24 protein-coding genes are annotated in these 25,607 nt (G+C 61.6%); 8 read left to right on the top strand and 16 right to left on the bottom strand.

Annotated elements, in window-relative coordinates; all coding sequences use genetic code 11:
- Window positions 1–67: 67 nt before the first annotated feature.
- The 13 genes from TU82_RS03775 to TU82_RS03715 all read right to left on the bottom strand — a co-directional run bounded on the left by TU82_RS03775 (window position 68) and on the right by TU82_RS03715 (window position 13,845).
- The gene (locus tag TU82_RS03775) at window positions 68–1,462 is read right to left on the bottom strand and encodes an FAD/NAD(P)-binding protein (RefSeq protein WP_057721763.1); all 1,395 of its coding nucleotides are present in this window, start codon (window positions 1,460–1,462) and stop codon (window positions 68–70) included.
- Between the two features lie 12 nt (window positions 1,463–1,474).
- Complete coding sequence (locus TU82_RS03770; protein WP_057721762.1) at window positions 1,475–2,242, bottom strand: ABC transporter ATP-binding protein; 768 nt, start codon at window positions 2,240–2,242, stop codon at window positions 1,475–1,477.
- Window positions 2,243–2,245: 3 nt separating this feature from the next.
- A complete protein-coding gene (locus TU82_RS03765) occupies window positions 2,246–3,586 on the bottom strand; it encodes an ABC transporter substrate-binding protein (protein WP_057721761.1) in 1,341 nt (446 codons plus the stop codon).
- A 21-nt stretch (window positions 3,587–3,607) separates the two neighbouring features.
- On the bottom strand, window positions 3,608–4,657 hold the full coding sequence (locus TU82_RS03760; RefSeq protein ID WP_057721760.1) for a branched-chain amino acid ABC transporter permease: 1,050 nt from the start codon (window positions 4,655–4,657) through the stop codon (window positions 3,608–3,610).
- 4 nt (window positions 4,658–4,661) lie between these two features.
- The gene (locus TU82_RS03755; protein WP_057721759.1) at window positions 4,662–5,543 is read right to left on the bottom strand and encodes a branched-chain amino acid ABC transporter permease; all 882 of its coding nucleotides are present in this window, start codon (window positions 5,541–5,543) and stop codon (window positions 4,662–4,664) included.
- Window positions 5,543–6,313, bottom strand: a complete 771-nt coding sequence (locus TU82_RS03750) for an ABC transporter ATP-binding protein (RefSeq protein WP_057721758.1) — start codon at window positions 6,311–6,313, stop codon at window positions 5,543–5,545. The genes TU82_RS03755 and TU82_RS03750 overlap by 1 nt, the downstream gene beginning before the upstream one ends.
- Window positions 6,310–7,158, bottom strand: coding sequence for an AMP-binding protein (locus TU82_RS03745; RefSeq protein ID WP_057721757.1), 849 nt, complete (start codon window positions 7,156–7,158; stop codon window positions 6,310–6,312). Before TU82_RS03745 ends, TU82_RS03750 begins: the two co-directional genes overlap by 4 nt.
- 111 nt (window positions 7,159–7,269) lie before the next feature.
- Window positions 7,270–8,703 (bottom strand): LLM class flavin-dependent oxidoreductase, encoded by a 1,434-nt coding sequence (locus TU82_RS03740; RefSeq protein ID WP_057721756.1) that lies wholly within the window; start codon window positions 8,701–8,703, stop codon window positions 7,270–7,272.
- Window positions 8,703–9,029: an acyl-CoA dehydrogenase gene (locus tag TU82_RS03735; RefSeq protein ID WP_057721755.1), complete on the bottom strand. Its 327-nt coding sequence runs from the start codon at window positions 9,027–9,029 to the stop codon at window positions 8,703–8,705. Before TU82_RS03735 ends, TU82_RS03740 begins: the two co-directional genes overlap by 1 nt.
- Before the next feature lie 13 nt (window positions 9,030–9,042).
- The gene (locus TU82_RS03730) at window positions 9,043–10,239 is read right to left on the bottom strand and encodes an SfnB family sulfur acquisition oxidoreductase (RefSeq protein ID WP_057721754.1); all 1,197 of its coding nucleotides are present in this window, start codon (window positions 10,237–10,239) and stop codon (window positions 9,043–9,045) included.
- A gap of 196 nt (window positions 10,240–10,435) precedes the next feature.
- Entirely contained in the window at window positions 10,436–11,905 is a 1,470-nt protein-coding gene (locus tag TU82_RS03725; protein WP_156421629.1) for a hypothetical protein, read from the bottom strand.
- 120 nt (window positions 11,906–12,025) lie between these two features.
- The gene (locus TU82_RS03720) at window positions 12,026–13,162 is read right to left on the bottom strand and encodes a hypothetical protein (protein WP_156421628.1); all 1,137 of its coding nucleotides are present in this window, start codon (window positions 13,160–13,162) and stop codon (window positions 12,026–12,028) included.
- 119 nt (window positions 13,163–13,281) lie between these two features.
- Complete coding sequence (locus tag TU82_RS03715) at window positions 13,282–13,845, bottom strand: helix-turn-helix domain-containing protein (protein ID WP_057721751.1); 564 nt, start codon at window positions 13,843–13,845, stop codon at window positions 13,282–13,284.
- Window positions 13,846–13,937: 92 nt separating this feature from the next.
- Between TU82_RS03715 and TU82_RS03710 the strand changes: the two genes are divergently transcribed.
- The 7 genes from TU82_RS03710 (at window position 13,938) to TU82_RS03680 (ending at window position 21,160) form a co-directional block, all read left to right on the top strand.
- On the top strand, window positions 13,938–14,867 hold the full coding sequence (locus tag TU82_RS03710; protein WP_057721750.1) for a DMT family transporter: 930 nt from the start codon (window positions 13,938–13,940) through the stop codon (window positions 14,865–14,867).
- 250 nt (window positions 14,868–15,117) lie between these two features.
- Window positions 15,118–18,042 (top strand): monovalent cation/H+ antiporter subunit A, encoded by a 2,925-nt coding sequence (locus TU82_RS03705; RefSeq protein ID WP_057721749.1) that lies wholly within the window; start codon window positions 15,118–15,120, stop codon window positions 18,040–18,042.
- Window positions 18,042–18,386 (top strand): Na+/H+ antiporter subunit C, encoded by a 345-nt coding sequence (locus TU82_RS03700; RefSeq protein ID WP_003192163.1) that lies wholly within the window; start codon window positions 18,042–18,044, stop codon window positions 18,384–18,386. Before TU82_RS03705 ends, TU82_RS03700 begins: the two co-directional genes overlap by 1 nt.
- Window positions 18,383–20,065, top strand: a complete 1,683-nt coding sequence (locus TU82_RS03695) for a monovalent cation/H+ antiporter subunit D (protein ID WP_057721748.1) — start codon at window positions 18,383–18,385, stop codon at window positions 20,063–20,065. Before TU82_RS03700 ends, TU82_RS03695 begins: the two co-directional genes overlap by 4 nt.
- Window positions 20,062–20,550, top strand: a complete 489-nt coding sequence (locus TU82_RS03690; RefSeq protein WP_057721747.1) for a Na+/H+ antiporter subunit E — start codon at window positions 20,062–20,064, stop codon at window positions 20,548–20,550. Before TU82_RS03695 ends, TU82_RS03690 begins: the two co-directional genes overlap by 4 nt.
- Window positions 20,547–20,825 (top strand): K+/H+ antiporter subunit F, encoded by a 279-nt coding sequence (locus TU82_RS03685; RefSeq protein WP_005789171.1) that lies wholly within the window; start codon window positions 20,547–20,549, stop codon window positions 20,823–20,825. Before TU82_RS03690 ends, TU82_RS03685 begins: the two co-directional genes overlap by 4 nt.
- Window positions 20,822–21,160, top strand: a complete 339-nt coding sequence (locus tag TU82_RS03680; RefSeq protein ID WP_057721746.1) for a Na+/H+ antiporter subunit G — start codon at window positions 20,822–20,824, stop codon at window positions 21,158–21,160. Before TU82_RS03685 ends, TU82_RS03680 begins: the two co-directional genes overlap by 4 nt.
- Window positions 21,161–21,265: 105 nt before the next feature.
- Here the strand turns inward: TU82_RS03680 and TU82_RS03675 are convergent, their stop codons facing one another.
- Complete coding sequence (locus tag TU82_RS03675) at window positions 21,266–21,724, bottom strand: HIT family protein (protein ID WP_057721745.1); 459 nt, start codon at window positions 21,722–21,724, stop codon at window positions 21,266–21,268.
- A gap of 265 nt (window positions 21,725–21,989) precedes the next feature.
- On the opposite strand from TU82_RS03675, the gene TU82_RS03670 reads away from it, so the two are divergent.
- Window positions 21,990–22,340: a DUF6124 family protein gene (locus TU82_RS03670; RefSeq protein ID WP_057721744.1), complete on the top strand. Its 351-nt coding sequence runs from the start codon at window positions 21,990–21,992 to the stop codon at window positions 22,338–22,340.
- Window positions 22,341–22,467: 127 nt separating this feature from the next.
- Here the strand turns inward: TU82_RS03670 and cysS are convergent, their stop codons facing one another.
- Both cysS and TU82_RS03660 read right to left on the bottom strand, forming a co-directional pair.
- Entirely contained in the window at window positions 22,468–23,856 is a 1,389-nt protein-coding gene (gene cysS, locus TU82_RS03665; protein ID WP_057721743.1) for a cysteine--tRNA ligase, read from the bottom strand.
- Window positions 23,857–23,878: 22 nt separating this feature from the next.
- A complete protein-coding gene (locus TU82_RS03660) occupies window positions 23,879–25,579 on the bottom strand; it encodes a glutamine--tRNA ligase/YqeY domain fusion protein (RefSeq protein ID WP_057721742.1) in 1,701 nt (566 codons plus the stop codon).
- Window positions 25,580–25,607: the final 28 nt, after the last annotated feature.

The raw sequence follows: 25,607 nt of genomic DNA, 5'->3' as shown, positions 1-25,607 counted from the left end.
TGCCTGTGAGTTTTTCGCGAGCAAGCTCGCTCCTACACTGGCATCAGAGCCTGCCCCCCTCACACATTTAAATTTGTGTGAGCCTTGCGGCCAGTGCCTTGGCCTGGATCGCCACATCCGTCACCGCCGTACTCTCCCACCACATCCCACGCAGCGGCGGGCCCATGGCGAACAGCCGCCCACTCACCTGGCCCTGGGCATCCAGCACGGCGCCAGAGGTGTCCGCCGCAATCCCCAGCGCCAACGGCCCAGGCTGGATCAACCCGCGCTTGAGCAATTGCTGCGGCAACGGCCGGGCCACGCGACGCCAGTCGTATTCGATGCCGCTGGAGTTGATCAGCGCCGCGCCGGACACCTGGGTGAGGGTCTGCTCGCCGCGATGGCGCACGCCGATGGTTACGCCGCTGGCCCCAGGCACCAGCCCCTTGAACGAAGCGGCGTGAATCCGCAGCCGCCCCTCTGCGTGCAACCGTTCCACCAACTGCGCACTCAACGGCGGCGAGCGGTGGTGATGGCTTTCCCACCACGGCCGCACGTGCCGCACGAACTGACGTTTCTGACGGTCGCTCGCCTGGCTCCACAACCGGGCGATATGCACCCGGACCGTGTCCAGCGGCGCCTGCCAATCGATGCCCTGGTCAAGCGCAATGCGGCATTGGCGCCGCACTTCACGCAACAGCTGCCGAGGGCTGCGCAGCGCGTGATCAGCGCCGAGAAAGTCGTCCCAGCCCGGCGGCTGGCGGCGCACATGGGGCAACAGGCCATGGCGCGAGAACACCTCGATCGGCCCACGATGCCCGGCTTGCTCCAGGGAGACCACGGCATCCACCATGGTCAGCCCGGAGCCGATGATCAGCACGCTCGAGTGTGGGTCGAGCCGGGTCATGGCCTGCACATCCCACGGGTCCACCGCCGCCGCGTTCAAGCCGCTGGATTCGGTCAGCGGCGTGCGCGCCGCCGGGAACATGCCGGTAGCCAATACGGCACAGGCGCCACGCAGGCGCTCGCCGTTATCCAGGGTCAACTGGGTACCGGCTGTATCGACTTGCACATCGACCGCTTCTGCACGGATATGCTCGACGGTGGAGGCGGACAGCGCTTTGGCCTGCGCCAAGCGCTGCTGCGCATACAGGCCAAAAATGCCCCGTGGCGGGAACAGTTCGCTGATGGGCACAGGCTGTTGCGCCGACTCCGGCCATCCGCCGGCGCCGATGTAGTCGGTAAGCCACTGGGTCAGGTCATCGGCATTGTCCGGGTCGACACTCATGCGCGCCGCATTGCCGTTCAGGGTGTGGCCCAGTTCGACCGCACTGTAGGCCTCGCCGCGCCCCAGTTGCGCACGCGGTTCGATCACCAGCAGGCGCCGCCGGCCCGGCAGGCGCAGCAGTTGCACCGCCAGCATCGTGCCGCTCAGGCCGCCGCCGATGATCAGTACATCGGCGTTGCGGATCGATTCACTCATGCACGTTCGCCCTTACTGTTTGCCCAGATAAATATCATGCAAGTCACCCCGTCCTAACAGCTCGGCGGCACTGCCACTCAACACTACCCGCCCAGTATCCAGCACGTAGCCCCGGGACGCATAGGTGAGTGCGACATTGATATTCTGCTCGGCGATCAAAAAGCTCACCTGTTGCTCGCGGTTGAGCTGCGCGATGATCGCGAAAATCTCCTGTACGATCATCGGCGCCAACCCCATCGACGGCTCGTCGAGCAGCACCAGGGCGGGACGGGTCATCAATGCCCGGCCGATGGCGACCATTTGCTGCTCGCCACCGGAGGTCAGGCCGGCGCGGGTGTGGCGCTTGGTCTTGAGCCTTGGGAACCAGGTGTAGATGCGCTCCAGGTCCTGGGCCAGCTCCCTGCGGCTCAGGCGCCGCACAAAGCCGCCGCTGCGCAGGTTGTCTTCCACCGTGAGCTGGCCGAACACATGCCGGCCTTCCAGCACATGCACCATGCCCTGGCGTACCCGCTGGCTGGGCTCTACACCCGCCAGGTTCAGGCCGGCGTAGTCGATCCGGCCACGGCTGACGTCGGCGCGCTCGGCCCGCACCAGCCCGGAAATGGCCTTGAGGGTGGTGCTTTTGCCTGCGCCATTGGCGCCGAGCAACGCAACGATGGCGCCCTTGGGCACATTCAGCGACACCCCGGCCACGGCCAGGATCGCCCCGTCATAGATCACTTCGATGTCGTCGACCGTCAGCAATGCCGGATGCCCTGGCTCGGTGGCAGGCTGGCTCATGATTTATTCATCCCCGTTGCAGGTGCGCGGCGTCAGGTGCTTTTCCTTGGCGAACGCGGCGGATTTTTCATCGATCAGCGGGCGCAACAACGCACGGTCGGCGGCGATCCAGTCACTGATCAGTGTCCAGTTGGCCCCGTCCCACTGTTGCACCCGCGCCGAACCGCCGCCCTCATGGTCGCGGCACGACAGCTTGAGGTTCTGCATCAGGCCCAGGTAGCCCATGTCCTTAAGGCGCGCGTCATCAATGTTCAGGTGCTCGAGGCCCCAGCGGCCCTCTTCGCCATTGAGCGGGCGCTTGCCGAATTTGGCCTGGGCCGTGCGAATCGCTTCCACGGCCACGGCGGCGTTCACCAGGCCCGAGTTGTAATAGACGCTGCCGAAGTTTTTCAGGTCCTTGAGGTCGCTGTGGCCCTTGTCGAGGATCGCCTGCTTGAGGCGCTTGTGGATCTCGAAGTCGCTGCCTGCCGGGTACGGCGTCAGCGCCAGATAACCTTTGGCGGCGGCACCGGCCGGGAGCACGTCTTCGCTGGAACTGGCCCAGATATCACCGATGATATGGTCCACCGGGAAGCCGAAGCGCGCCGCCGTCTTCACCGCCACCGGGGTGGACACACCCCAGGTGCGCAGGAACACCCAGTCCGGATTGGCCTGGCGTACCTGGCGCCATTGCGCCGACTGCTCGTTGCCAGGGTCGGCCACCGGGATCTGGATATTTTCGAAGCCATACTTGTCGGCCAGCAATTTCAACGGGCCGAGGGTTTCGCGTCCGTAGGCCGAGTCGTGATAGACCGTGGCGATCTTCTTGCCCTTGAGTTTGTCGAAGCCGCCTTCGCGCTCGGCGATGTAGTTCACCAGGGTCGAGGCTTCGCTGTAGAAGGTCAGCATCACCGGGAAGTTGTAGGGAAACACCGTGCCGTCGGTGGCTTCGGTGCGACCGTAACCCAGGGTGATCAGCGGGATCTTGTCCACTTCCGCCCGTTCACTGAGCGCGTAGGCGGCCGGTGCACCGTTGGGCTGGTACACCGCGACCGGCGCGCCATCAAGGCCATTTTTGAAACGCTCGTAGCATTCGATGCCCTTCTCCGCCGTCCATTCGGTCTCGCACTCCTGCCACACCAGCTTCACGCCGTTGATGCCGCCCTCGACCTCATTGATATAGCGCAGGTAGTCGATCATCCCGGCCCACACCTGCACGCCGCTGGAGGCATAGGCGCCGACACGGTAGGTCGCCAGGGGAATGAATTGCTGGTCGGGCGAGGCCACGGCCTGGGGCACGGCGCCAGCCAGGGCGGCCAGCGCGAACGCGGTGCCGAGCAGGGAACGTTTCAAGGATGCACGCATGGAAGTTCTCTTGAAGGAAGGTTAGAAACGCAGCGGCCATTGCCGCAGGCGGTCACGCAGGGTGTGCAACAGGCGAATCAGGCCCTCGGGTTCCTTGATCAGGAACACGATGATCAACACGCCAAAAATGATTTTCTGCAGGTTCTGCAACTGCCCGGCATCGACCGAGCCGCCGAACAGCGCCTGCCCGGCGTGGCTGAGCAGGATCGGCAGCAGGCTGATGAAGGCCGCGCCGACGAAATTGCCGGCAATGCTGCCCATGCCACCGATAATGATGATGAACAGGATCTGGAACGAGCGGTTGATATCGAAGCTGCCGGCGCTGGCCGTGCCCAGGTAGGCGAATGCCCACAGCGCACCGGCAATCCCTAGGTAGAACGAGCTGACCGCGAACGCCAGGCGCTTGTAGCGCACCACCGGGATGCCGACCACGGCGGCGGCGGTGTCCATGTCGCGGATCGCCATCCAGTTGAGCCCGACCTGGCTGCGCACCAGGTTGACGGCAGTCCAGGTCAGCAGCAGCACCGTGACCAGGGTCAGCCAGTAGCGTCCCAACGGCGTGTTGAGGTCGTGACCCAACAGCGTCAGCTGCGGTGCGGAGATGGTCCCGGACGAGCCATAGTTATAGAACCAGGGGAACTTGACGAACAGCCACTCAAGAAAGAATTGCGCCGCCAGCGTCGTGACCATCAGGTAGAAGCCCTTGATCCGCGAACTGGGCAGGCCGAACAACAGGCCCACCCACGCGCTGATAATCCCGCCGCCCAGCAGCGCCACCGGCAAGCCCAGTTCGGGCAGGCGCAGCAAAAACCCGTAGGTGGCGAACGCGCCCACCGCCATGAAACCCGCCGCCCCCACCGATGTCTGCCCGGTGTAGCCGGTCAGCAGGTTCAAGCCCAGCCCGGCCAGGGACAGCACCAGAAACGGGATCAGGATCGCGTTGAGCCAATAGTCGTTGCCCCACAGCGGCACCACGACAAAGGCCAGGGCCAGCAGACCGAGCAGGCCCCAGGGAATACGGCGTTGCACCAGCACGAGTGGCGCGGTTGCTTGAACGACGGGAATCGACATGCTTTCAGACTCGCTCGATGGCGCGCTCGCCGAACAGGCCGGCGGGACGGATATACAGGAAGGCCAGCGCCAATACATAGGCGAACCACGGCGTGATACCGCCGCCGATCAACGGGCCGATATACACCTCGGCGAGGTTCTCGGCGGCGCCGACGATCAGCCCGCCGGCAATCGCCCCGCCAATCGAGGTAAAGCCGCCGATGATCAGCACCGGCAAGGCCTTGAGCACCACCAGCGACAACGAGAACTGCACCCCCTGACGCGCGCCCCATAGCAGCCCCGCGACCAGCCCGACGATGCCGGCCGCCGCCCAGACGATCTGCCAGATCCGGTTGAGGTTGATGCCGATGGACAGCGCCGCCGTGGTGTCATCCGCCACCGCGCGCAGCGATACGCCGATGCGGGTCTTGTTGAACAGCAGCGCGAGGACGGTCACCAGCACCACGGCGGCCGCCGCGGCGATCAGGTCGAACTGGCTGAGCATCAGCGGGCCGACAAACAGCGGCACGTCATCGATGCCCAGGTCCAGCGCGCGTACCTGCGAGCCCATCAGGCCCTGGGCCAGGCCTTCGATGATGAACGACAGGCCCAGCGTGGCCATGAACAGGGTGATCTGCGAACGGTTCACCAGCGGACGTAACACCAGCCGCTCGATGAGCAAGGCGCCGACGCTCATCACCCCCACCGTCAGCAGCAGCGCCAGGGCAAACGGCACGCCCTGGTCGTGCAGGCTGACGAAGGTCAGCGCGGCAAACAGCAGCATCGCGCCCTGGGCGAAATTGAACACGCCGCTGGCCTTGTAGATCAGCACGAAGCCGATGGCGACCAGCGAGTACAGGGTGCCGGCGAGCAAACCGCCGAGCAGGGTTTCGAAGAAAAAGATCATCAGTGCACCGCTCCCAGATAGGCCGCGATCACGTCGGGGTTGGCCTGCACCTGGGCCGGCGTGCCGTCGCCGACCTTGCGCCCGTAGTCAAGCACCACCACATGGTCGGACAGGCCCATGACCACGCCCATGTCGTGCTCGATCAACACCACGGTGGTGCCCAGGTCGCGATTGACGTCGGCGACAAAGCGCGCCATGTCCTGTTTCTCTTGCGCGTTCATGCCGGCCATGGGTTCGTCGAGCAGCAACAGACTGGGTTCGGCGATCAATGCGCGGCCCAACTCCACGCGCTTTTGCAGACCGTAGGACAGGTTGCCCACCGGCACATCGCGGTGTGCTTGCAGCTCAAGAAATTCCAGGATGCCCTGCCCGCGCAGGCGAAACGCTTGCGCTTCACGCCGCGCACGGGGCAGGCCGAGGGCCTGTTCGATCAGGCTGGTGCGCATATGCCGCGACAGGCCGGTGAGGACGTTGTCGAGCACGCTCATTTTCTTGAACAGCGCATTGTTCTGGAAGGTACGGCCGATGCCCAGGCGTGCGGCGCCCAGCGGGTCGACCCGGTGCAAGTGCTGCGCCTCGAACACAATCTCACCGGCATCGAAGCGGTACACACCGTTGATCACATTGAGCAACGAACTCTTGCCTGCGCCATTGGGCCCGATCAGTGCGCAGATCTCGCCGCGCCGCACCTCGAAAGACAACGCATTGATCGCCTTGACGCCTTTGAACGACAGCGAAATATCGCGCACCTGCAAAATGGCCTGGCTCATGCAATGTCCCGTTTGAATTCGGCCAGCCAGATTGGCTCGGCAGTGGTTTTAAGCGGTTGCCAGATATAGGCCAGGCGCTGGAAACCGAGCACCTTGCGCACCCGGTTTTTCAGCAACCGGCGCAGGCCGCTTTGCGGATGGGCGATGGCCCAGTCACACAGACGTCGACGCCAGGTACCGTGGGCGGCGAGGCGGCTTTCGATCTCATCGGCCAAATGCTGCAAACGTTCGGGTGACAGCAGCAGGCCGGTGGGGGCGATTTCGCTGCGGTCGCGTCGCGCCGAAGCCAGGGTCTCCGGAAACGCCAGGCCGTGGCCGCTGTCGAGCCACTGCTCCAGCACCACGGCAAGACCGCCCTGCCAGTGAGTACCCTCCTCGCTCCACAACACGGCTTCAGCGCTGGATTGCCACCAGCGTTGCACGCGTTGCGCCGGGTCGACCGGGCCGAGCAGTTGAACGAAGTCCAGCCGCTGGACGAATGCCCAATCGGCTTGGCGACCTTGAACGCAGGCGTGGCTGGAATGCAGGCGCCATAGCTGTTGCTCCAGGGCTTGCGGATCCAGATCATCGGCCAGCGTCAGCACCTGCCCGCCCACGGATTGGGCGGCCAGCGCCAGCAACAGCAGGTTCGGCTCAAACGCGCCGCTGAGCGCCAGCCGCGACTGTTCGCTGAAACCCTGCTGGCGCAAGCCGTCAGCCACCCGTTCGACGTCACGCAACACGTCGATCCAGCGCCAGGCATGCCATTGGCCCTGGCGTTTGTGGCGCAGCGCGACCTGCAGCGGTGTGAGCTGTGCCCAGTGGTGCAGGCGTTCCAGGGCGGCTTTGGGTTCGGGCACGCTCATAGGGATGACTCCTATTGGGTGTTTAAGCGTGCGGTGGTCCGCTGGCTGAAATGTTCAAAACGACACAGGGCAACTGTGGGAGGGGGCTTGCCCCCGATGGCGGTGGGTCAGTTAGAACACCTTTGCCTGACCTGCCGCTATCGGGGGCAAGCCCCCTCCCACAGGGGTTTTGTGTGAGTCGGACAGGTCGCGGTAGCCGGCGCCGGGGTGATTGGCGCCCAGCCTCGGCCCCTCGCCAAACAACTTCTCGCGCAACGTGCCCTGGGCGTATTCGGTCTTGTACACGCCACGCTTCTGCAGCTCCGGCACCAGCCACTCCACGGCGTCGACAAAGGTCTCGTGGGTCAGCGCGTAGGCCAGGTTGAAGCCGTCCACATCGGTCTCCTCCACCCATTCCTGCAGCAGGTCCGCCACGGTCTGCGGCCCGCCGACAAACAGCGGGCCAAAGCCGCCGATGCCGACCCAGTTGGCCAGTTCATTCGGCGTCCAGACCTTGTCGGGATCGGCCGTGGAAAAGGCTTCCACCGCCGACTGGATGGCGTTGGTGTGCACATGCTTGAGCGGCTCGTCCGGTTTGAACTGGCTGAAATCGATGCCGGTCCAGCCGGAGATCAGCGCCATCGCGCCTTCGTAGCTGACATAGGATTTGTAGTCGTCGAACTTGGCCTTGGCCTGCGCGTCGGTCTCGCCGACGATCACCGTCTGCAGGTTGAAGATCAGGATTTTGCGCGGATCACGCCCCGCCTCGGCCGCGCGCCGGCGGATATCCGCGACGGTCTTTTTCAGCAGCACCTTGGACGGCGCGGCCACGAACACGCACTCGGCCTGTTCGGCGGCGAATTGCTTGCCGCGGCTGGAGGCGCCGGCCTGGTACAGCACCGGCGTGCGCTGCGGCGAGGGTTCGCACAGGTGGATGCCGGGCACCTGGAAGTGTTTGCCCGCATGCCGAATCTCGTGGATCTTGCGCGGGTCGCTGAACACTCGGCGCTCGCGGTCGCGCAGTACCGCGCCCTCCTCCCAGCTGCCTTCCCAGAGTTTGTAGCAAACCTGCAGGTATTCTTCGGCGTAGTCATAGCGTGCATCGTGTTCGGTCTGGGCTTTTTGCCCGAGATTCCTGGCACCGCTTTCCAGGTAGGAGGTGACGATGTTCCAGCCGATCCGGCCTTTGGTCAGGTGATCGAGGGTGGAAAGCCTGCGTGCGAACGGGTACGGATGTTCGAAGGACAGCGAGGCAGTCAGGCCGAATCCCAGATGTTCGGTGACCAGGGCCATCGGTGCGATCAGCGACAGCGGATCATTGACCGGCACTTGCGTCGCCTGGCGAATCGCTGCGTCGCCGTTGCCGTTGTAGACGTCGTAGATGCCCAGCACGTCGGCGATGAACAACCCGTCGAACTTGCCGCGTTCGAGAATTTTCGCCAGGTCCGTCCAGTATTCCAGGTCCTTGTATTGCCAGGATCGGTCGCGAGGGTGAGCCCACAAACCAGGTGACTGGTGGCCGACACAGTTCATGTCGAAAGCATTAAGGCGAATTACACGAGCCATCAAAGCACTCCGTTGAGGTGGTAGTTGCCGACGATCCGGTACTTCCAGCGCAACGGATCATCGACCGATGACGGCAGCGCGGTGCGTTGGCCGGTCAATTCGAACTCAGCATTGCTGGCGGCGATAAGGGCCTCGGCGGCAGCGATTTGCGCCTCGGTGACGGCCACCGGGCTCGGGTCGGTTTCGGCACGCTCGAACAGGGCGGCGGCCACGTCGACACGAATCTGCAAGTCGCCGAAGCGGCTGATCACGTAAGGGTCGTCGCTGCGCTCGACAAAGCGACGGGTGGTTTCCAGCAGTTGGCGCGCATGGTTCAGTGCGGTCATCGGGTTTGCTTCCTCAGTTCCAGGCGTGGCGTGCAGGCTTCACGCCGTTGAGCACGAAGTTACCGATCAAGTGGTATTTCCAGCGCGCCGGGTCGTGCAAGGTATGGGTGCGGGCGTTACGCCAGAAACGGTCGAGGTTGTGCTTGCCGGTGACCGAGCGAGTGCCGGCCAGCTCGAAGAGTTTGCTGCCGGCGAGCAAGGCTGTTTCGGCGGACAGCACCTTGGCCTGGGCGACGATCAGCGAGGCATTGGCGACGGTGTCTTCATTCGGTTCGGCGAGAGCGAGGTCGACCGCCCGGCCTGCCTTGGCGAGAATCGCCTCGGTGCCGTGCACGCGCCACGCCAGGTCGCCGATGGCGGCAAGGGTGAACGGGTCTTGCCAACCGTGGTCCTGCTGGCTGTCGATCCAGGGCCGTGCCTGGCGGGCATGAATCTTCGCCTGCTCCAACGCCCCCAGCGCGATGCCGGTATCGACCGCCGCCTGAATAATCTGCGAGATCGGGCCGTTGGCGGTGGGTTGGTCAAACGCCAGGTGTGCGGGGATGACCGCACTCGAGGGCACGCTCACAGCGTGGAGGGTCACCCCACCGCTGGCGGTGGTGCGTTGGCCGAAGCCGTCCCAACTGTCGATCACCGTGAGGCCGGGCGCATCGCGTTCGATGAAGGCAATCAGCGCCTGACCGTGCTCGTTGTTCCCGACGGTCGGCACGATGTGCGCAAACAGCGCGCCGGTGCAGTAGAACTTTTCACCGTCAATGCGGGCGGAGTCGCCGTCGACGCGAATCTGCGTGTCGAAGGTACCGGCGTTTTTGCTCTTGGCTTCGGAGAAGGCGTTGCCGAAACGGTAGCCGGCCAGGACCTTGTCGAAGTAGTAGCGCTTCTGCTCCTCAGTGGCGGTTTGCAGGAGGATATCCACCACGCCGAGGTGGTTCTGCGGAATCTGCCCCAGCGAAGGGTCGGCGGCGGAGATCAGCTTGATCACCTCGGCCACGGTCACATAAGAGACCTCGGCGCCGCCGTAGGCCTTGGGAATGGTGATACCCCACAGGCCACTGGCGGAGAACTCGTCGAGTTCCGCCACGGGCAGGCGCCGTTCACGGTCGCGCTCGCTGGCCTCCACGGCAAACCGCGCCGCCAGCCGCGTGGCAACCTCGATGGCCTCCGCGTCCGAGCGGATGATATGGGCTGAGTAGTGAGGGTGAGCTGACATGGGCCGACTCCAGGCTCCGGATGAATAACGGAGACTTTGCAGGAGCCGTGCCATTTATAAATCACCCTGAAAATCAACAGGCTGTAGAAACAAGCGCTGTTTTTCGCGATCTCCGGGCAGCAAAATGTTCAATTGCTGTTGCGCTACCAACAGCTGAACCGGGCGGCGCTTTATGGAAAGCCTGCAACACGCCGCGTCAGATGGTCTGGCTACCAGCGCCAAGGGGTCTGACCTCATACTTGCCCTCGACCACGCTATTGACCGCATGCTCCACCTCAGCCCTCGCCTGTGCTGCGCGCTCAGGGTTATTAGCTTCCCAGCGTTCAATATTTCGCCGCCCGAATTGATCGATAAAGGCGTTCTTCCTGTCGGCCATGATGGTGGTCATTTGTTGTGTGTCGAAATTGTGTTCCGGGCTCTTGTCGCGGTACGGGAAGTCCTGACCGCCCGCCACCCAGTTTTCGGTAAAAAACTGCTGGAGTGCGTGCTCGGGCAATACCGATAATCTGTAGGCCACTTCAAGAGCAGGCCCAAGGGCCTTTTCGTGGGTCTGGATATTTTTGGCCTCATAAATATCGTTTTCGGTCTTGACCATATCCTTGATGGTGGAAAGAAGCGGCCTGCTGCGCGGGATGGTGCTGATGCCCGTCAGCGAGGGCGGGAAATCGCTGGAGAATGTGGAATCCTTACGCTCGAACAAGCTGGTCGATTGCAACGGATTTTCCGGGCGCGCGCCCTGGGTTGCACGCTCAAAACTCTCCGCCTTGGAAAGCCCGCCAAATCCCAACGTCCCGCTCCCGCCAAAATCAACGGTCATGCCCCTGTATTGGTCGTTAGCCGTGTCGGGTTGAAAATAACCAAAATTGCAAAATGAAAAATTCAGGTAATCCCAATTGTTAATCAACCGCGAGGCAAAGTAGTGCTGCTGCTGTTCCTGCTTGAGTTCTGGCGGCAGCAAGTCATTGAGTTTCTCCAGTACCGAAAACTTGATCAGGTTTTCAGCCTTTACTTTATCCAGCACGCCCGGCGCCTGCCGATGCTGACCGTCAGGAAAAGCTTGATAAATATCTTCAAGACGGCTGTCCGCTTTGTTATAGGACTGAACGAGCGCATGATAAGAATCGATGACTTTCTTGACGGCTGGCGCGCTGATGAGCGACTTTTCACCTTCGGCCTTGAGTAATTCAGGCATCACCTTTGTATCTAACAGGAATGTACCGAGGTCCTTGAAGCTCGGCTCGACCTTGGACGCAACACACGCAAATTTTGACAAGTCCGCATTCGCGGAAAAGTCCCTTCTGGTGGTTTTATTAAAGTCAAAAAAACCTTCACAACCATTGCACAGCATCATCTTGGGCGCGCCCAAGCCGGTCATCGAGAACAGATTACCCATTACCACTTCTTCAGCGGCGACGTAATTAGTGTAGTAAGGGTTTTTTACGCGATATAGCTCATTATCATGCTCGATAAACTGGGCATCACGCGTAAATAAAATCCCATTACTGCTGCGCTCCACGGGCACTCCACCGGAGAGGTTGACGGGTGCCTTCGGCATCGTCCCGCGAGCGCGCTCTGTGTCGGTGTTGATTGTTGATGTACTCGACGGCGCGGTCGTCAAGGTATAAGGAACCAATGACGGTGACGTGGAAGAAACTAACATAGCCATGACCTCTGCATGAAATAAACACATCCTAACGATCGCTTCACCCACTCAAGGTCGGCGAAGAGGATTCCAATAGCAATATAGTATTCAACTACTGACCCGACGCATGCTTTATTTACTTTTTCAAGGTTGCTTCCATGGATTGGAAACATAGGTAACAGGAATCCCTTCAAACTGCTTTTTATTCGAAGCCGAATTAAACGACACCCAAAGTCCCGAGCGCGTTTTAGGCATCATCTCCAACACCTTGCTCTTGATAGTGCCGCTGCCAAACGCCTTGTCCTCCAGCACGTCGATAATTTTATCCAGTGCGATACTGCCGGCGTCGGCCTCACCTGCCGGAAGCCGCTGATTCACGCGCACATGAATATGCAGGCCGGCGGTTGAGTCTCCGTAGATCGGGCTGTGCAAATATATTTGCACAGTGTCCTTGCCCGGCTGATAACCGTAAACCTGCTCAATGGAACGCATGCTCACTTCCTTAAAGGATTTAAGCAGGCCAAGGTGTTCTTTTTTCACGTCAATGGGATTCACCAAAAACGTGCGGTTTGTACGTCTTTCATATTCGCCTACACGTTCGCGCACATTCACACCCTCACCGGTATTCATGGGATTTTTGAAAATCTCTTGAAACGCCTGGCGATGTTCAAACAGATCAGGTGGTATCCAGTATCCCACCAGCGCAAAGCCGCCGGTATCACGAGTGCGGGCGCTCAAGTTCAAGGGCTGTGGAAAAATCTCGGGATATTTTTCTATGTATCGCGTATTGGGCATCAATACGATGCCGCCCTGCGGAGTGAACGGCGTTACTGGAAACTGCTCGGGGTGTTGCCGGAAAGCGAGGAACTTTTTGTCGTCAGCCTGCGTAAAAAAGTTGTAGATGAAATCAGGCAGCACCCGATTGTGCGTATAGCGAGCGATGCGTGCTTCCAAGCCGGCCTCGGAGACGAGCCCTACTTGAGGCATGTTGTATTTATCGGCGGATTTTTTTGAGCACAATGGGGCTCGGGTCAGGGCGGTTCTATCAACGGGAGGGAGATGGCCGCCTTTATCCTCGCGGTAGTTGCGATATCGTAAAGGTATGGCGAACGTGGCCCGTTTCTTTTCTTCTGCGCCCACCACATGCTCAGCCTCCCAGCTACGCCAGTGTGGCGGGCACTCACTGTTGGACTTGACCGGACTGGCGTGCGTATTGATTAATGACGCATGATTATCTAACGGCGAAGGCGGTCTGGTCATACCGAGCGGGCTTACAGCCATGGGCATCTCCCCTTATTCCAGTGTTCTCCATTTGGAGAACTCGGGAAAAAAGTAATGCACCCAACTTGGGACGTCGCGATGACTAATCCGAGAATCGCGACAGAACTTTCGGTGTTGCTTCAAATCACCACATTGCGAACAAACCGAACAGCCCCGACGCCATCATTGCAATAGACGTGGGTTTGATCGCTGGAAAACATAAAGAATTCACCCGCCGCTATGTGTTTGCTCGTGCCATCCAACGTCAGGGTCAAACAGCCGTCGAACACAAAAACCTGCACGCTCCAGCCTTGCGGATCAGGTTCCGGACGATAGCGATCGCCCGGTGCCAGGTGCATCTCCCACAGTTCGACTTCCCGCCGCGCCGTGGCCTTGGCCAGCAATACGGCTTTGCTGCCGAGGATATCGCCCGCCCAGGCCAGCTCGTTGATACGACTGTGGTCGCCAGCATCCGGGGCCTGGATCAGATCGCTGAAAGCCACTTCCAACGCTTCGGCCACACGGTCCAAGGTGGACAGGCTGACGTTCTTTTCGCCGGCCTCGATGGCCACCAGCATGCGCCGGCTGACCCCGGATTTTTCCGCAAGCGCCGTCTGGCTCAGGTCGGCGGCATGGCGCAGGCGCCGAACGTTCTGGCTGACGTGTTGCAGGACCGAAGCCCGGTGTGGATTTTCTTTGTGCACTATATTGCTCAATGGGTGGGTGTGCGCAGTATACTGCCCAGCGTGCGGCGCATTGTGCGGTCCGTGCCTTTCCCTTGCAAGACCGAGCCGCCATGACTGCCCAGCACTCCCCTTCGCGTTTCAACCGCTTGAGCAAAGCCGAATGCATCCTGGTGTTCATCACCATGATCTGGGGCGGCACCTTCCTGCTGGTGCATCATGCCATGAGCGTCAGCGGGCCGATGTTTTTCGTGGGGCTGCGCTTTGCGGCGGCGGCCATTGTGGTCGGCCTGTTCTCCCTGCGCACACTGCGCGACCTGACCCTGTTCGAGTTGAAGGCCGGGGTGTTCATCGGCGTGGCGATCATGTTCGGCTACGGCTTGCAGACCATTGGCCTGCAGACGATCCTGAGCAGCCAGTCGGCGTTCATCACCGCGCTCTATGTGCCGTTTGTACCTTTATTGCAGTGGCTGGTGCTGGGTCGGCGTCCGGGGTTGATGCCGAGCATCGGCATCATGCTGGCGTTTGCCGGGTTGATGCTGTTGACCGGCCCGGCCGGTGCTTCGCTGAATTTCAGCTCCGGCGAAATCGCCACGCTGATCGGTGCCGTGGCGATTGCCGCCGAGATCATTCTGATCAGCGCCTTCGCCGGGCAAGTGGATGTGCGGCGGGTGACCGTGGTGCAACTGGCCACGGCGTCGCTGCTGTCGTTCCTGATGGTGGTGCCGATGGGCGAGCCGTTGCCGGGCTTTTCATGGCTGCTGCTGTTCAGCGCCGTGGGCCTGGGTTTGACCAGCGCGGTGATCCAGGTGGCGATGAACTGGGCGCAGCAGAGTGTTTCACCGACCCGCGCCACCTTGATCTACGCCGGCGAGCCGGTGTGGGCCGGCGTGGTCGGGCGGATTGCCGGGGAGCGTTTCCCGCCGATTGCGATGGCAGGCGCGGTGTTGATTGTGGTGGCGGTGATTGTGAGCGAGTTGAAGACGCGGGGCCAAAAAGCCGTCGAATTGCGCGATGAGAGGGAACAGGAGCAGCAAGGGTAAGGTCCGAATGTAGCGGTGACTTGATCGTTCCCACGCTCTGCGTGGGAATGCAGCCCCGGACGCTCCGCGTCCAAGCTGGCAACTTGAGCCCTGCGCCATGGTGACGCAGAGCGTCACAGGAGGCGTTCCCACAAACAATGCCAAATGAGCAATTTCAGCCTACCTTGTAGGATGCTGCCACATCTTGCCGTTTGGTGATCGCGAAAGCGGCACGTATGATGCATCCCAAACTCCCGCAGATTAGAAGCCTATGTCCCTGATAGTTCTACTGCTTCTGCCATTCATTGGCAGCTGTCTGGCGGCCTTGCTGCCGCACAATGCACGTAACACCGAATCCCTGCTGGCCGGCCTGGTGGCCCTGGTCGGTACCGTTCAAGTCGCCCTGCTCTATCCCCTGATCGCCCACGGTGGCGTCATCCGTGAAGAATTCATGTGGTTGCCCAGCCTTGGGCTGAACTTCGTACTGCGCATGGATGGCTTCGCCTGGCTGTTTTCGATGCTGGTGCTGGGCATCGGTACGCTGGTGTCATTGTACGCGCGTTACTACATGTCGCCGGATGATCCGGTGCCGCGTTTCTTCGCGTTTTTCCTGGCCTTCATGGGCGCCATGCTCGGGCTGGTGATTTCCGGCAACCTGATCCAGATCGTGTTTTTCTGGGAACTGACCAGCCTGTTTTCTTTCCTGCTGATTGGTTACTGGCACCACCGCGCCGATGCCAGGCGTGGCGCGTACATGGCGCTGATGGTCACCGGCGCGGGCGGTTTGTGCCTGCTGGCCGGTGTGATGCTGCTGGGGCACATCGTCGGCAGCTACGACCTGGACCAGGTGCTGGCGGCAGGCGATCAGATTCGCGCGCACGCGCTGTACCCGGTCATGCTGGCCCTGGTGCTGATCGGCGCCTTGAGCAAAAGCGCGCAGTTCCCCTTCCACTTCTGGCTGCCCCACGCCATGGCCGCGCCGACGCCGGTTTCGGCTTACCTGCATTCGGCAACGATGGTGAAGGCCGGCGTGTTCCTGCTGGCCCGCCTGTGGCCGTCGCTGTCCGGCAGCGAAGAGTGGTTCTGGATCGTCGGCGGTGCCGGCGCGCTCACCCTCCTCCTCGGCGCTTACTGCGCCATGTTTCAAAACGATCTCAAGGGCCTGCTGGCCTATTCCACCATCAGTCACCTCGGGCTGATCACCCTGCTGCTGGGCCTCAACAGCCCGCTGGCCGCCGTCGCGGCAGTGTTCCATATTCTCAACCACGCCACCTTCAAGGCCTCGCTGTTCATGGCGGCGGGCATCATCGACCACGAAAGCGGCACGCGGGATATCCGCAAGCTCAGTGGGCTGGTGCGCCTGATCCCGTTTACCGCGACCCTGGCAATGGTGGCCAGTGCCTCGATGGCCGGCGTGCCGTTGCTCAATGGCTTTCTGTCCAAAGAGATGTTCTTCGCCGAAACCGTATTTATCTCGGCGACAAAATGGGTGGAAATCGCGCTGCCGGTGATCGCGACCATTGCCGGCACCTTCAGTGTGGCCTATGCCTTGCGCTTCACCGTCGACGTGTTCTTCGGCCCACCGGCGACCGACCTGCCGCATACCCCGCACGAACCTCCGCGCTGGATGCGCGCGCCGGTTGAACTGCTGGTGTTCACCTGCCTGCTGGTGGGCATCTTCCCGGCCCAGATGGTCGGCTCGATCCTGGCTGCCGCCGCATTGCCGGTGGTCGGCGGCGCGCTGCCTGAGTACAGCCTGGCGATCTGGCACGGCTGGAACGCGCCGATGATCATGAGCCTGGTGGCCATGTCCGGCGGCGTGCTGCTGTACCTGATGCTGCGCAAGCAACTCAAGCGTGGTCGCTTCACCTATCCGCCGCTGATCGGCTACTTCAACGGCAAGCGCGGCTTCGAGCGTTGCCTGGTGGTGATGATGCGCGGGGTGCGCAAGATCGAAAAACGCATCAGCACCAAGCGCCTGCAAACCCAATTGTTCCTGCTGGTGATCGTGGCGGTGATCGGCGCCATGATCCCGATGTTCAACAGCGGCCTGACCTGGGGTGATCGGCCGAAGATCCCCGGCTCCATCGTGTTCGTCACCCTGTGGGTGCTGGCGATTGCCTGCGCGCTGGGCGCCGCGTGGCAGGCCAAGTATCACCGGTTGGCAGCCCTGACCATGGTCAGCGTGTGCGGTCTGATGACGTGCATCACCTTCGTGTGGTTCTCGGCGCCGGACCTGGCCCTGACGCAACTGGTGGTGGAAGTGGTGACCACCGTATTGATCCTGCTCGGCCTGCGCTGGCTGCCACGGCGGATCGAAGAGGTGTGGCCACTGCCCAACACCCTGCGCAAGGCGCGGATCCGCCGGGTGCGCGACTTCCTGCTGTCCACCGTGGTCGGCGGCGGCATGGCGCTGTTGTCCTACGCGATGCTGACGCGCCAGACCCCCAACGATATCTCCTCGTTCTATTTGAGCCGCGCCCTGCCTGAAGGCGGCGGCAGCAATGTGGTGAACGTGATGCTGGTGGACTTCCGCGGCTTCGACACCCTTGGCGAAATCACCGTGCTCGGTGCCGTGGCGCTGACCGTGTACGCCCTGCTGCGGCGCTTCCGCCCGTCGAAAGAAAGCATGGAACTGCCGCCGCAACAACGCCAGCTGGCGCCGGACGTGGCGACCGACCTGGTCAACCCGCGCCAGGCCAGCGACACCGCCCTGGGTTTCATGATGGTACCGGCGGTGCTGGTGCGCCTGCTGTTGCCGATAGCACTGGTGGTGTCGTTCTACCTGTTCATGCGCGGCCACAACCAACCGGGCGGCGGCTTTGTCGCGGGGCTGGTGATGTCGGTGGCGTTTATCCTGCAATACATGGTGGCCGGCACGCAGTGGGTCGAGGCGCAGATGAGCCTGCGGCCGATGCGCTGGATGGGCTTCGGCCTGCTGGCAGCGACGCTCACCGGGCTCGGCGCGTTGTTTGCCGGCTACCCGTTCCTCACCACTCATACCTGGCACCTGAGCTTGCCGGTGCTGGGTGACATCCATATCGCCAGCGCGCTGTTCTTCGACGTCGGCGTCTACGCCATGGTCGTCGGCTCGACCCTGCTGATGCTCACCGCCCTCGGCCACCAGTCGGTGCGCGCGCATAAACCGAGCAACCAGCCCAAAGCCGTCGCCAACCCACAAGGAGCTGCCGCCTGATGGAAGAAGTCATTGCAATTGCCATTGGGGTCCTGGCGGCCTCCGGCGTCTGGTTGATCCTGCGCCCACGGACCTTCCAGGTGGTGATGGGCCTGTGCCTGTTGTCATACGGCGTCAATCTGTTCATTTTCAGCATGGGCAGCCTGTTTATCGGCAAGGAACCGATCATCAAGGACGGCGTGCCGCAGGACCTGCTCAACTACACCGACCCCCTGCCCCAGGCGCTGGTGCTCACGGCCATCGTGATCAGCTTCGCCATGACCGCGTTGTTCCTGGTGGTGCTGCTGGCCTCCCGCGGCCTGACCGGTACTGACCATGTGGACGGCCGGGAGCCCAAGGAATGAATTGGGTCAACCAACTGATCGTTGCGCCGATTCTGCTGCCGTTACTCACCGCCGCGTTGATGCTGATGCTCGGCGAGAAACGCCGCCCGCTCAAAGCCAGGATCAACCTGTTCTCCAGCATCATGGGCCTGGGCATCGCCGTATTGCTGCTGTACTGGACGCAACAAGGCGGTCCCGGCTCGATCGGCGTGTACCTGCCGGGCAACTGGCAAGTGCCGTTCGGTATCGTACTGGTGGTGGATCAACTGTCGGCGCTGATGCTGGTGCTGACCGGGATCATCGGCGTCAGCGCGCTGTTGTTCGCCATGGCCCGCTGGGACCGTGCCGGCACCAGTTTTCATGCGCTGTTCCAAATCCAGCTGATGGGTTTGTACGGCGCCTTCCTCACCGCCGACCTGTTCAACTTGTTCGTGTTCTTCGAGGTACTGCTGGCGGCGTCCTACGGCCTGATGCTGCACGGTTCCGGCCGCGCGCGGGTGTCATCGGGGTTGCATTACATCGCGATCAACCTGCTGGCTTCGTCGCTGTTCCTGATCGGCGCGGCGATGATCTACGGCGTGACCGGCACGCTGAATTTTGCTGACCTGGCGCTGAAAATCCCGCTGGTGCCGGAGGCTGATCGCGGCCTGCTGCACGCCGGCGCGGCGATACTGGCCACCGCGTTCCTGGCCAAGGCCGGCATGTGGCCGCTGAACTTCTGGCTGGCCCCCGCCTACTCGTCGGCCAGCGCGCCGGTGGCGGCGATGTTCGCGATCATGACCAAAGTGGGCGTGTACACCGTGCTGCGCCTGTGGACCTTGCTGTTCTCCGGCCAGGCCGGTGCGTCGGCGTTGTTTGGTGGCGACTGGCTGGTGTACGGCGGCATGGCGACCATCGTCTGCGCGGCGCTGGCGATGCTGGCGGCGCAGCGCCTGGAGCGCATGGCGAGCCTGAGCATCCTGGTGTCGGCCGGGATCCTGTTGTCGGCCGTCGGTTTCGCCCAGCCCAGCCTGATTGCAGGGGCGCTGTTTTATCTGGTCAGTTCGACCCTGGCGCTGAGCGCGCTGTTCTTGCTGGCCGAGCTGATCGAGCGTTCGCGCTCGGCCAACGACCTGCCACTGGATGAAGAAATCGATGCGCTGCCCAAGGCCATGGAATCCCTGCATCCACGGCCCGGGGTCAACCTCGACGATGAACAGAAAGCCGTGATCGGCCAGGTGATCCCCTGGACCATGGCGTTCCTGGGCCTGAGTTTTGTGGCCTGCGCGCTGCTGATCATCGGCATGCCGCCACTGTCCGGGTTTATCGGCAAGCTCAGTCTGCTGCATGCGCTGGTCAATCCGCTGGGGCTCGGCAATGCGGTGGATCAGCCCATCCGTCCGGCGGCCTGGGGCCTGGTGGCGCTGTTGATCCTGTCGGGCCTGGCCTCGCTGATCGCCTTCGCCCGCCTCGGCATCCAGCGCTTCTGGACCCCGGAAGAACGGCCCTCGCCCCTGCTGCGCCGCTACGAATGTGTGCCGATCTTCCTGCTGCTGGGCCTGAGCATCGCGCTGACCTTCAAGGCCGAGCCACTGATGCGCTACACGCTGGCCACCGCCAAGAGCCTGAACAACCCGGAAAGCTACGTGATGGCGGTGATGGCAACGCGCCCGGTGCCGAGTCCCGAAGCCCAGGCCGCCGCGCTGGAGGTGCAACCATGAAGCGCCTGTTTCCCGCCCCGTGGTTGTCGCTGGCCTTGCTGGGGTTGTGGCTGGTGCTGAACCTGTCCATGAGCGCCGGCAACCTGCTGCTCGGTGCATTGCTGGGCGTGCTGGCGCCGCTGATGATGGCGCCACTGCGCCCGCAACCGATCAGCCTGCGCCGTCCCGACGTGATCCTGCGCCTTTTCCTGCGCGTGGGCCGTGATGTGATTGTCTCCAACCTGCAAGTGGCCTGGGGCGTGTTGACCTGCGGCTCACGCCCGCCACGCGCGCGCTTCATCAAAATCCCCATCGACCTGCGCAGCCCCAACGGCCTCGCGGCGCTGGCGATGATCACCACGGTGATTCCTGGCACGATCTGGTCGGAACTGGCGCTGGACCGCAGCGTCCTGCTGCTGCATGTGTTCGACCTGGACGATGAGGCGCAGTTTATCGAGCACTTCAAATCCGCGTACGAACGGCCCCTGATGGAGATCTTCGAATGAGCGCCCTGCTCTCCAATGCGATCCTGTTCAGCCTGTTCCTGTTCTCGTTGGCGATGGTGCTGACGTTGATCCGCCTGTTCAAAGGCCCGTCAGCCCAGGACCGCGTACTGGCGCTGGATTATCTGTACATCCTGGCGATGCTGATGATGCTGGTGCTGGGCATCCGTTACGCCAGTGACACCTATTTTGAAGCGGCGCTGCTGATTGCGCTGTTCGGCTTTGTCGGCTCGTTCGCCCTGGCCAAATTCCTGTTGCGTGGGGAGGTGATTGAATGATGCCGTTATGGATGGAAATCGTCGTCGGTGTGCTGCTGGTCCTGAGCAGCGTGTTTGCGCTGATCGGGGCGCTTGGGTTATTGCGCATGAAGGATTTCTTCCAGCGCATGCACCCGCCGGCGCTGGCCTCGACGCTTGGCGCGTGGTGCGTAGCGTTGGCGTCGATTATCTACTTTTCGGTACTCAAGTCCGGGCCGGTGTTGCACGGCTGGTTGATCCCGATTCTATTGTCGATCACGGTGCCGGTGACCACGCTGCTACTTGCGCGAACGGCCCTGTTCCGCAAGCGCATGGCAGGTGACGACGTACCCGCCGAAGTCAGCAGCCGCCGCTGATCAATGTGGGAGGGGGCTTGCCCCCGATGGCGGTGGGTCAGTTACCGATGAACTGACTGATCCACTGCTATCGGGAGCAAGCCCCCTCCCACATTTGGAACTGTACTAGGCGAAAGATCGGATTCGCTCGGCCAATTCTGCCAGTTCGGCATCATCCGCCCGCACGTGGTCGTGGGACGAGATATAACCTTCATAAGCCTCAAAAAACTTATCCAATTTCGAGCTCAACGGCTTGAACGCGCTGTCCTGCCCCGTCCCATGCATGGGAAACAACTTCGCATGCAGATGATCTACCCCATAGCCTTCCAGCATCATCCCCGTACGAGCCACATCGGGAAACGCCCGGTCGATCAGCAAGGCGGTTTTCTTGGTGGCCACGATCAGATCAGCCAGCACCTCATCCGACTGCGCAAACGCATAACTGCCGTAATGCTGCTTGGGGATGACCACGCTAAAGCCTGGGGTGTTGGGGAAAATCGAGAGGAACGCCATGTGATGTTCGTCCTCCCACAGGATATGGGCTGGGGAGGTTTTGCGGACAATGCTGCAGAAAATACACTCCATTTGAATCACCGCCAATTTCGTCTTGGGTGGTCGTGGTAACCATCTAAAGCTAGGAGCGAACAAGCGTCAAACTCAATGGGCATCTTGGAAAATATCCTAAAATCTGGATATTGCCGCATCGCCACGCACGGAAATTTCTGACAGTGTTTTAGGGTTGTCGCTCGGAAGATGGCTGCCTAATCTTCAGCGGTCGCTGTAAGTTCAGCGACCGGGTTTCGCAGCCCGATTAGACTCTAGGTGACTCCAATACTCTAGGAGCTTCGCCATGATTAAAGACAGTCCGAATCCACCGTCAGATTCAACCGCATTTCACACTGCCGCTCATCGAGCAATAAATCACTACCTGAACCCGTCTGAAAAACCAGATCCATCTGCTGAGGATCATGGTGTGTTTGCCGTACGTGAAGGATTTGACGCCGAGACGCTGCTGGTCAACGCGTCGGAGGATCTTGCGTCGGTTCAAGCGCTGGCAAGTCATTTGGCTTTTGAGATCGAAGGCACCCCGCGTAGCGTGGCCCTGGGAATTTGCCGGATGCTGGAGGGGATTCAGTTGATGGTGGATAAAACGCTAAACCTCAAAGATATACCCAAAGATAGATCTGAATCTGAAGACTGAACAAAGTGAGCACGGTCAAAAGTGGGAGGGGGCTTGCTCCCGATGGCGGTGGGTCAGTTGCTGATGAACTGACTGAACTACCGCTATCGGGGGCAAGCCCCCTCCCACATTTGGATCGGGTTAACAATCAGGCTTGATCCGCCAACCGCCACGTCGTCCCGCCCTTTCCGTCTTCCAACACCACACCCATCGCGGTCAGTTGGTCACGGATACGGTCGGATTCCGCCCAGTCTTTATTGGTACGAGCCGCCAGACGCGCCTGGATCAGTGCATCTACCTCAGCGGCATCCACCCGCCCTTCAGCACCGGCTTGCAGGAAGTCATCGGCTTCCATTTGCAACACGCCCAGCACACTGGCCAGTTCTTTCAAACGTGCCGCCAAACCCGCTGCTGCGTCGATATCCGTCTCACGCAGGCGGTTAATCTCACGCACCATCTCGAACAGCACCGCGCACGCTTCCGGCGTACCAAAGTCGTCGTTCATCACTTCGGTAAACCGTGCCACGAACGCTTCGCCGCCGGCCGGGGCCACTGCGGGCAAGCCTTTCAATGCGTGGTAGAACCGCTCCAGGGCGCCCTTGGCGTCCTTGAGGTTGTCTTCCGAGTAGTTGATGGCGCTGCGGTAGTGGCTGGACACCAGCAGGTAACGCACCACTTCCGGGTGATACTTTTCCAGCACGTCGCGAATGGTGAAGAAGTTGTTCAAGGACTTGGACATCTTCTCGCCATTGATACGGATCATGCCGCAGTGCATCCAGGCGTTGGCGTAGGTCTTGCCGGTGGCGGCTTCGCTCTGGGCGATTTCGTTTTCATGGTGCGGGAACTCAAGGTCGCTGCCGCCGCCATGAATGTCGAAAGTCTCGCCCAGGCAGCAGGTGGACATCACCGAGCATTCGATGTGCCAGCCCGGACGCCCGGCACCCCACGGCGATTCCCAGCTCGGCTCGCCAGGCTTGGTGGCTTTCCACAGCACGAAGTCGAGCGGGTCTTGCTTGGCTTCGTCGACTTCGATGCGGGCGCCGATGCGCAGGTCTTCGATCTTCTTGCGCGACAGCTTGCCGTAGCCCATGAACTTGGCGACGCGGTAGTACACGTCGCCATTGCCCGGCGCGTAGGCGTAGCCCTTGTCGATCAGGGTCTGGATCATCGCGTGCATGCCCGGGATGTGGTCGGTGGCACGCGGCTCCATGTCCGGCTTGAGGATATTGAGGCGCGCCTCGTCCTCGTGCATCGCGGCGATCATGCGCTCGGTCAGCGCGTCGAACGACTCGCCGTTCTCGTTGGCGCGATTGATGATCTTGTCGTCGATGTCGGTGATGTTGCGCACATAGGTCAAGTCGTAGCCGCTGAAGCGCAACCAGCGGGTCACCAGGTCGAAGGCAACCATGCTGCGGCCGTGGCCGATGTGGCAGTAGTCGTACACGGTCATGCCGCACACGTACATGCGCACCTTGTTGCCATCGAGCGGCTTGAAGACTTCTTTGGTCTTGCTGAGCGTGTTGTAGATCGTTAGCACGATGTTTCCCTTAAGACTTTAATCACTGGCCCCACGAATCACGCAAGGTCACGGTACGGTTGAATACCGGCGCGCCCGGTTTCGAGTCCTTGATATCCGCGCAGAAGTAGCCTTCGCGCTCGAACTGGAAACGGTCTTCCGGCTGTGCGTCGCCCAAGGAGGGTTCAGCACGACAACCTGTGAGTACTTGCAGGGAATCAGGGTTGATGTTGTCGAGGAAACTGGCGCTGTCTTCGGCCTTTTCAGGATTCGGCGAGCGGAACAGTCGATCGTACAGGCGCACTTCGCACTCGATGCTGGCAGCGGCCGGCACCCAGTGGACCACGCCCTTGACCTTGCGGCCTTCAGGGTTCTTGCCCAGGGTGTCCGGATCGTACGAACAACGCAGTTCGACGATGTTGCCAACGGCGTCCTTGATCGCTTCGTCGGCACGGATCACGTAGCTGCCGCGCAGGCGCACTTCGCCGTTCGGCTCCAGGCGCTTGTAGCCTTTTGGCGGCTCTTCCATGAAGTCATCGCGGTCGATGTAGATTTCACGGGTGAACGGCAGCTTGCGCACGCCGAGTTCTTCTTTCTGCGGATGACGCGGCAACTCGAGGTTGTCGACTTTGTCTTCCGGGTAGTTGGTGATCACGACTTTCAACGGGCGCAGCACGCACATGGCACGCGGGGCGTTCGCGTCGAGGTCCTGGCGGATGCTGAATTCGAGCATGCCGAAGTCGACCACGCCGTCGGAACGGTTGGTGCCGACCATGTCGCAGAAATTGCGGATCGACGCCGGGGTGTAGCCGCGACGGCGAAAGCCCGACAGGGTCGACATGCGCGGGTCATCCCAGCCATGCACGTGTTTTTCATCGACCAGTTGCTTGAGCTTGCGCTTGCTGGTGATGGTGTAGTTCAGGTTCAGGCGGCTGAACTCGTACTGGCGCGGCTGGGCCGGCACCGGCAGGTTGCTCAGGAACCATTCGTACAGCGGACGATGGCTCTCGAACTCCAGGGTGCAAATGGAGTGCGTGATGCCTTCGATGGCATCCGACTGACCGTGGGTGAAGTCGTAGTTGGGGTAGATGCACCACTTGTCGCCGGTCTGGTGGTGGTGGGCATGGCGGATGCGGTACATGATCGGGTCGCGCAGGTTCATGTTCGGCGAGGCCATGTCGATCTTGGCGCGCAGCACGCGGGCGCCGTCCGGGAATTCGCCGGCGCGCATGCGGGCGAACCAATCGAGGTTCTCCTCTACCGAACGGTCGCGGAACGGACTGTTCTTGCCCGGCTCGGTCAGGGTGCCACGGTATTCCTTGGCCTGTTCGGGGGAAAGGTCGTCGACGTAGGCCTTGCCGGCCTTGATCAGCTCGACGGCCCAGTCGTGCAACTGATCGAAGTATTGCGAGGCATAGCGCACTTCACCGGACCATTGGAAGCCCAGCCACTTCACGTCGCTTTCGATGGCGTCGATGTACTCCTGGTCTTCCTTGGCCGGGTTGGTGTCGTCGAAACGCAGGTGCGTGACGCCACCGAACTCCTGGGCCAGGCCGAAGTTCACACAGATCGACTTGGCGTGACCGATGTGCAGGTAGCCGTTGGGCTCTGGCGGGAAGCGGGTGACGATCTGCGTGTGCTTGCCCGAATCCAGGTCCGCCTGGATGATCGGGCGCAGGAAGTTGACCGGGACGGCAGGGCCGGCCTTGGCATTCGGGGTAGAGTCGACAGTGGGCTTGCTCATAGGATCCTTGAACAGACAGGTTCGTGGC

Source organism: Pseudomonas orientalis (assembly GCF_001439815.1).
Taxonomy (GTDB): domain Bacteria; phylum Pseudomonadota; class Gammaproteobacteria; order Pseudomonadales; family Pseudomonadaceae; genus Aquipseudomonas; species Aquipseudomonas orientalis.
This window is presented reverse-complemented; position numbering and strand designations above follow the sequence as displayed.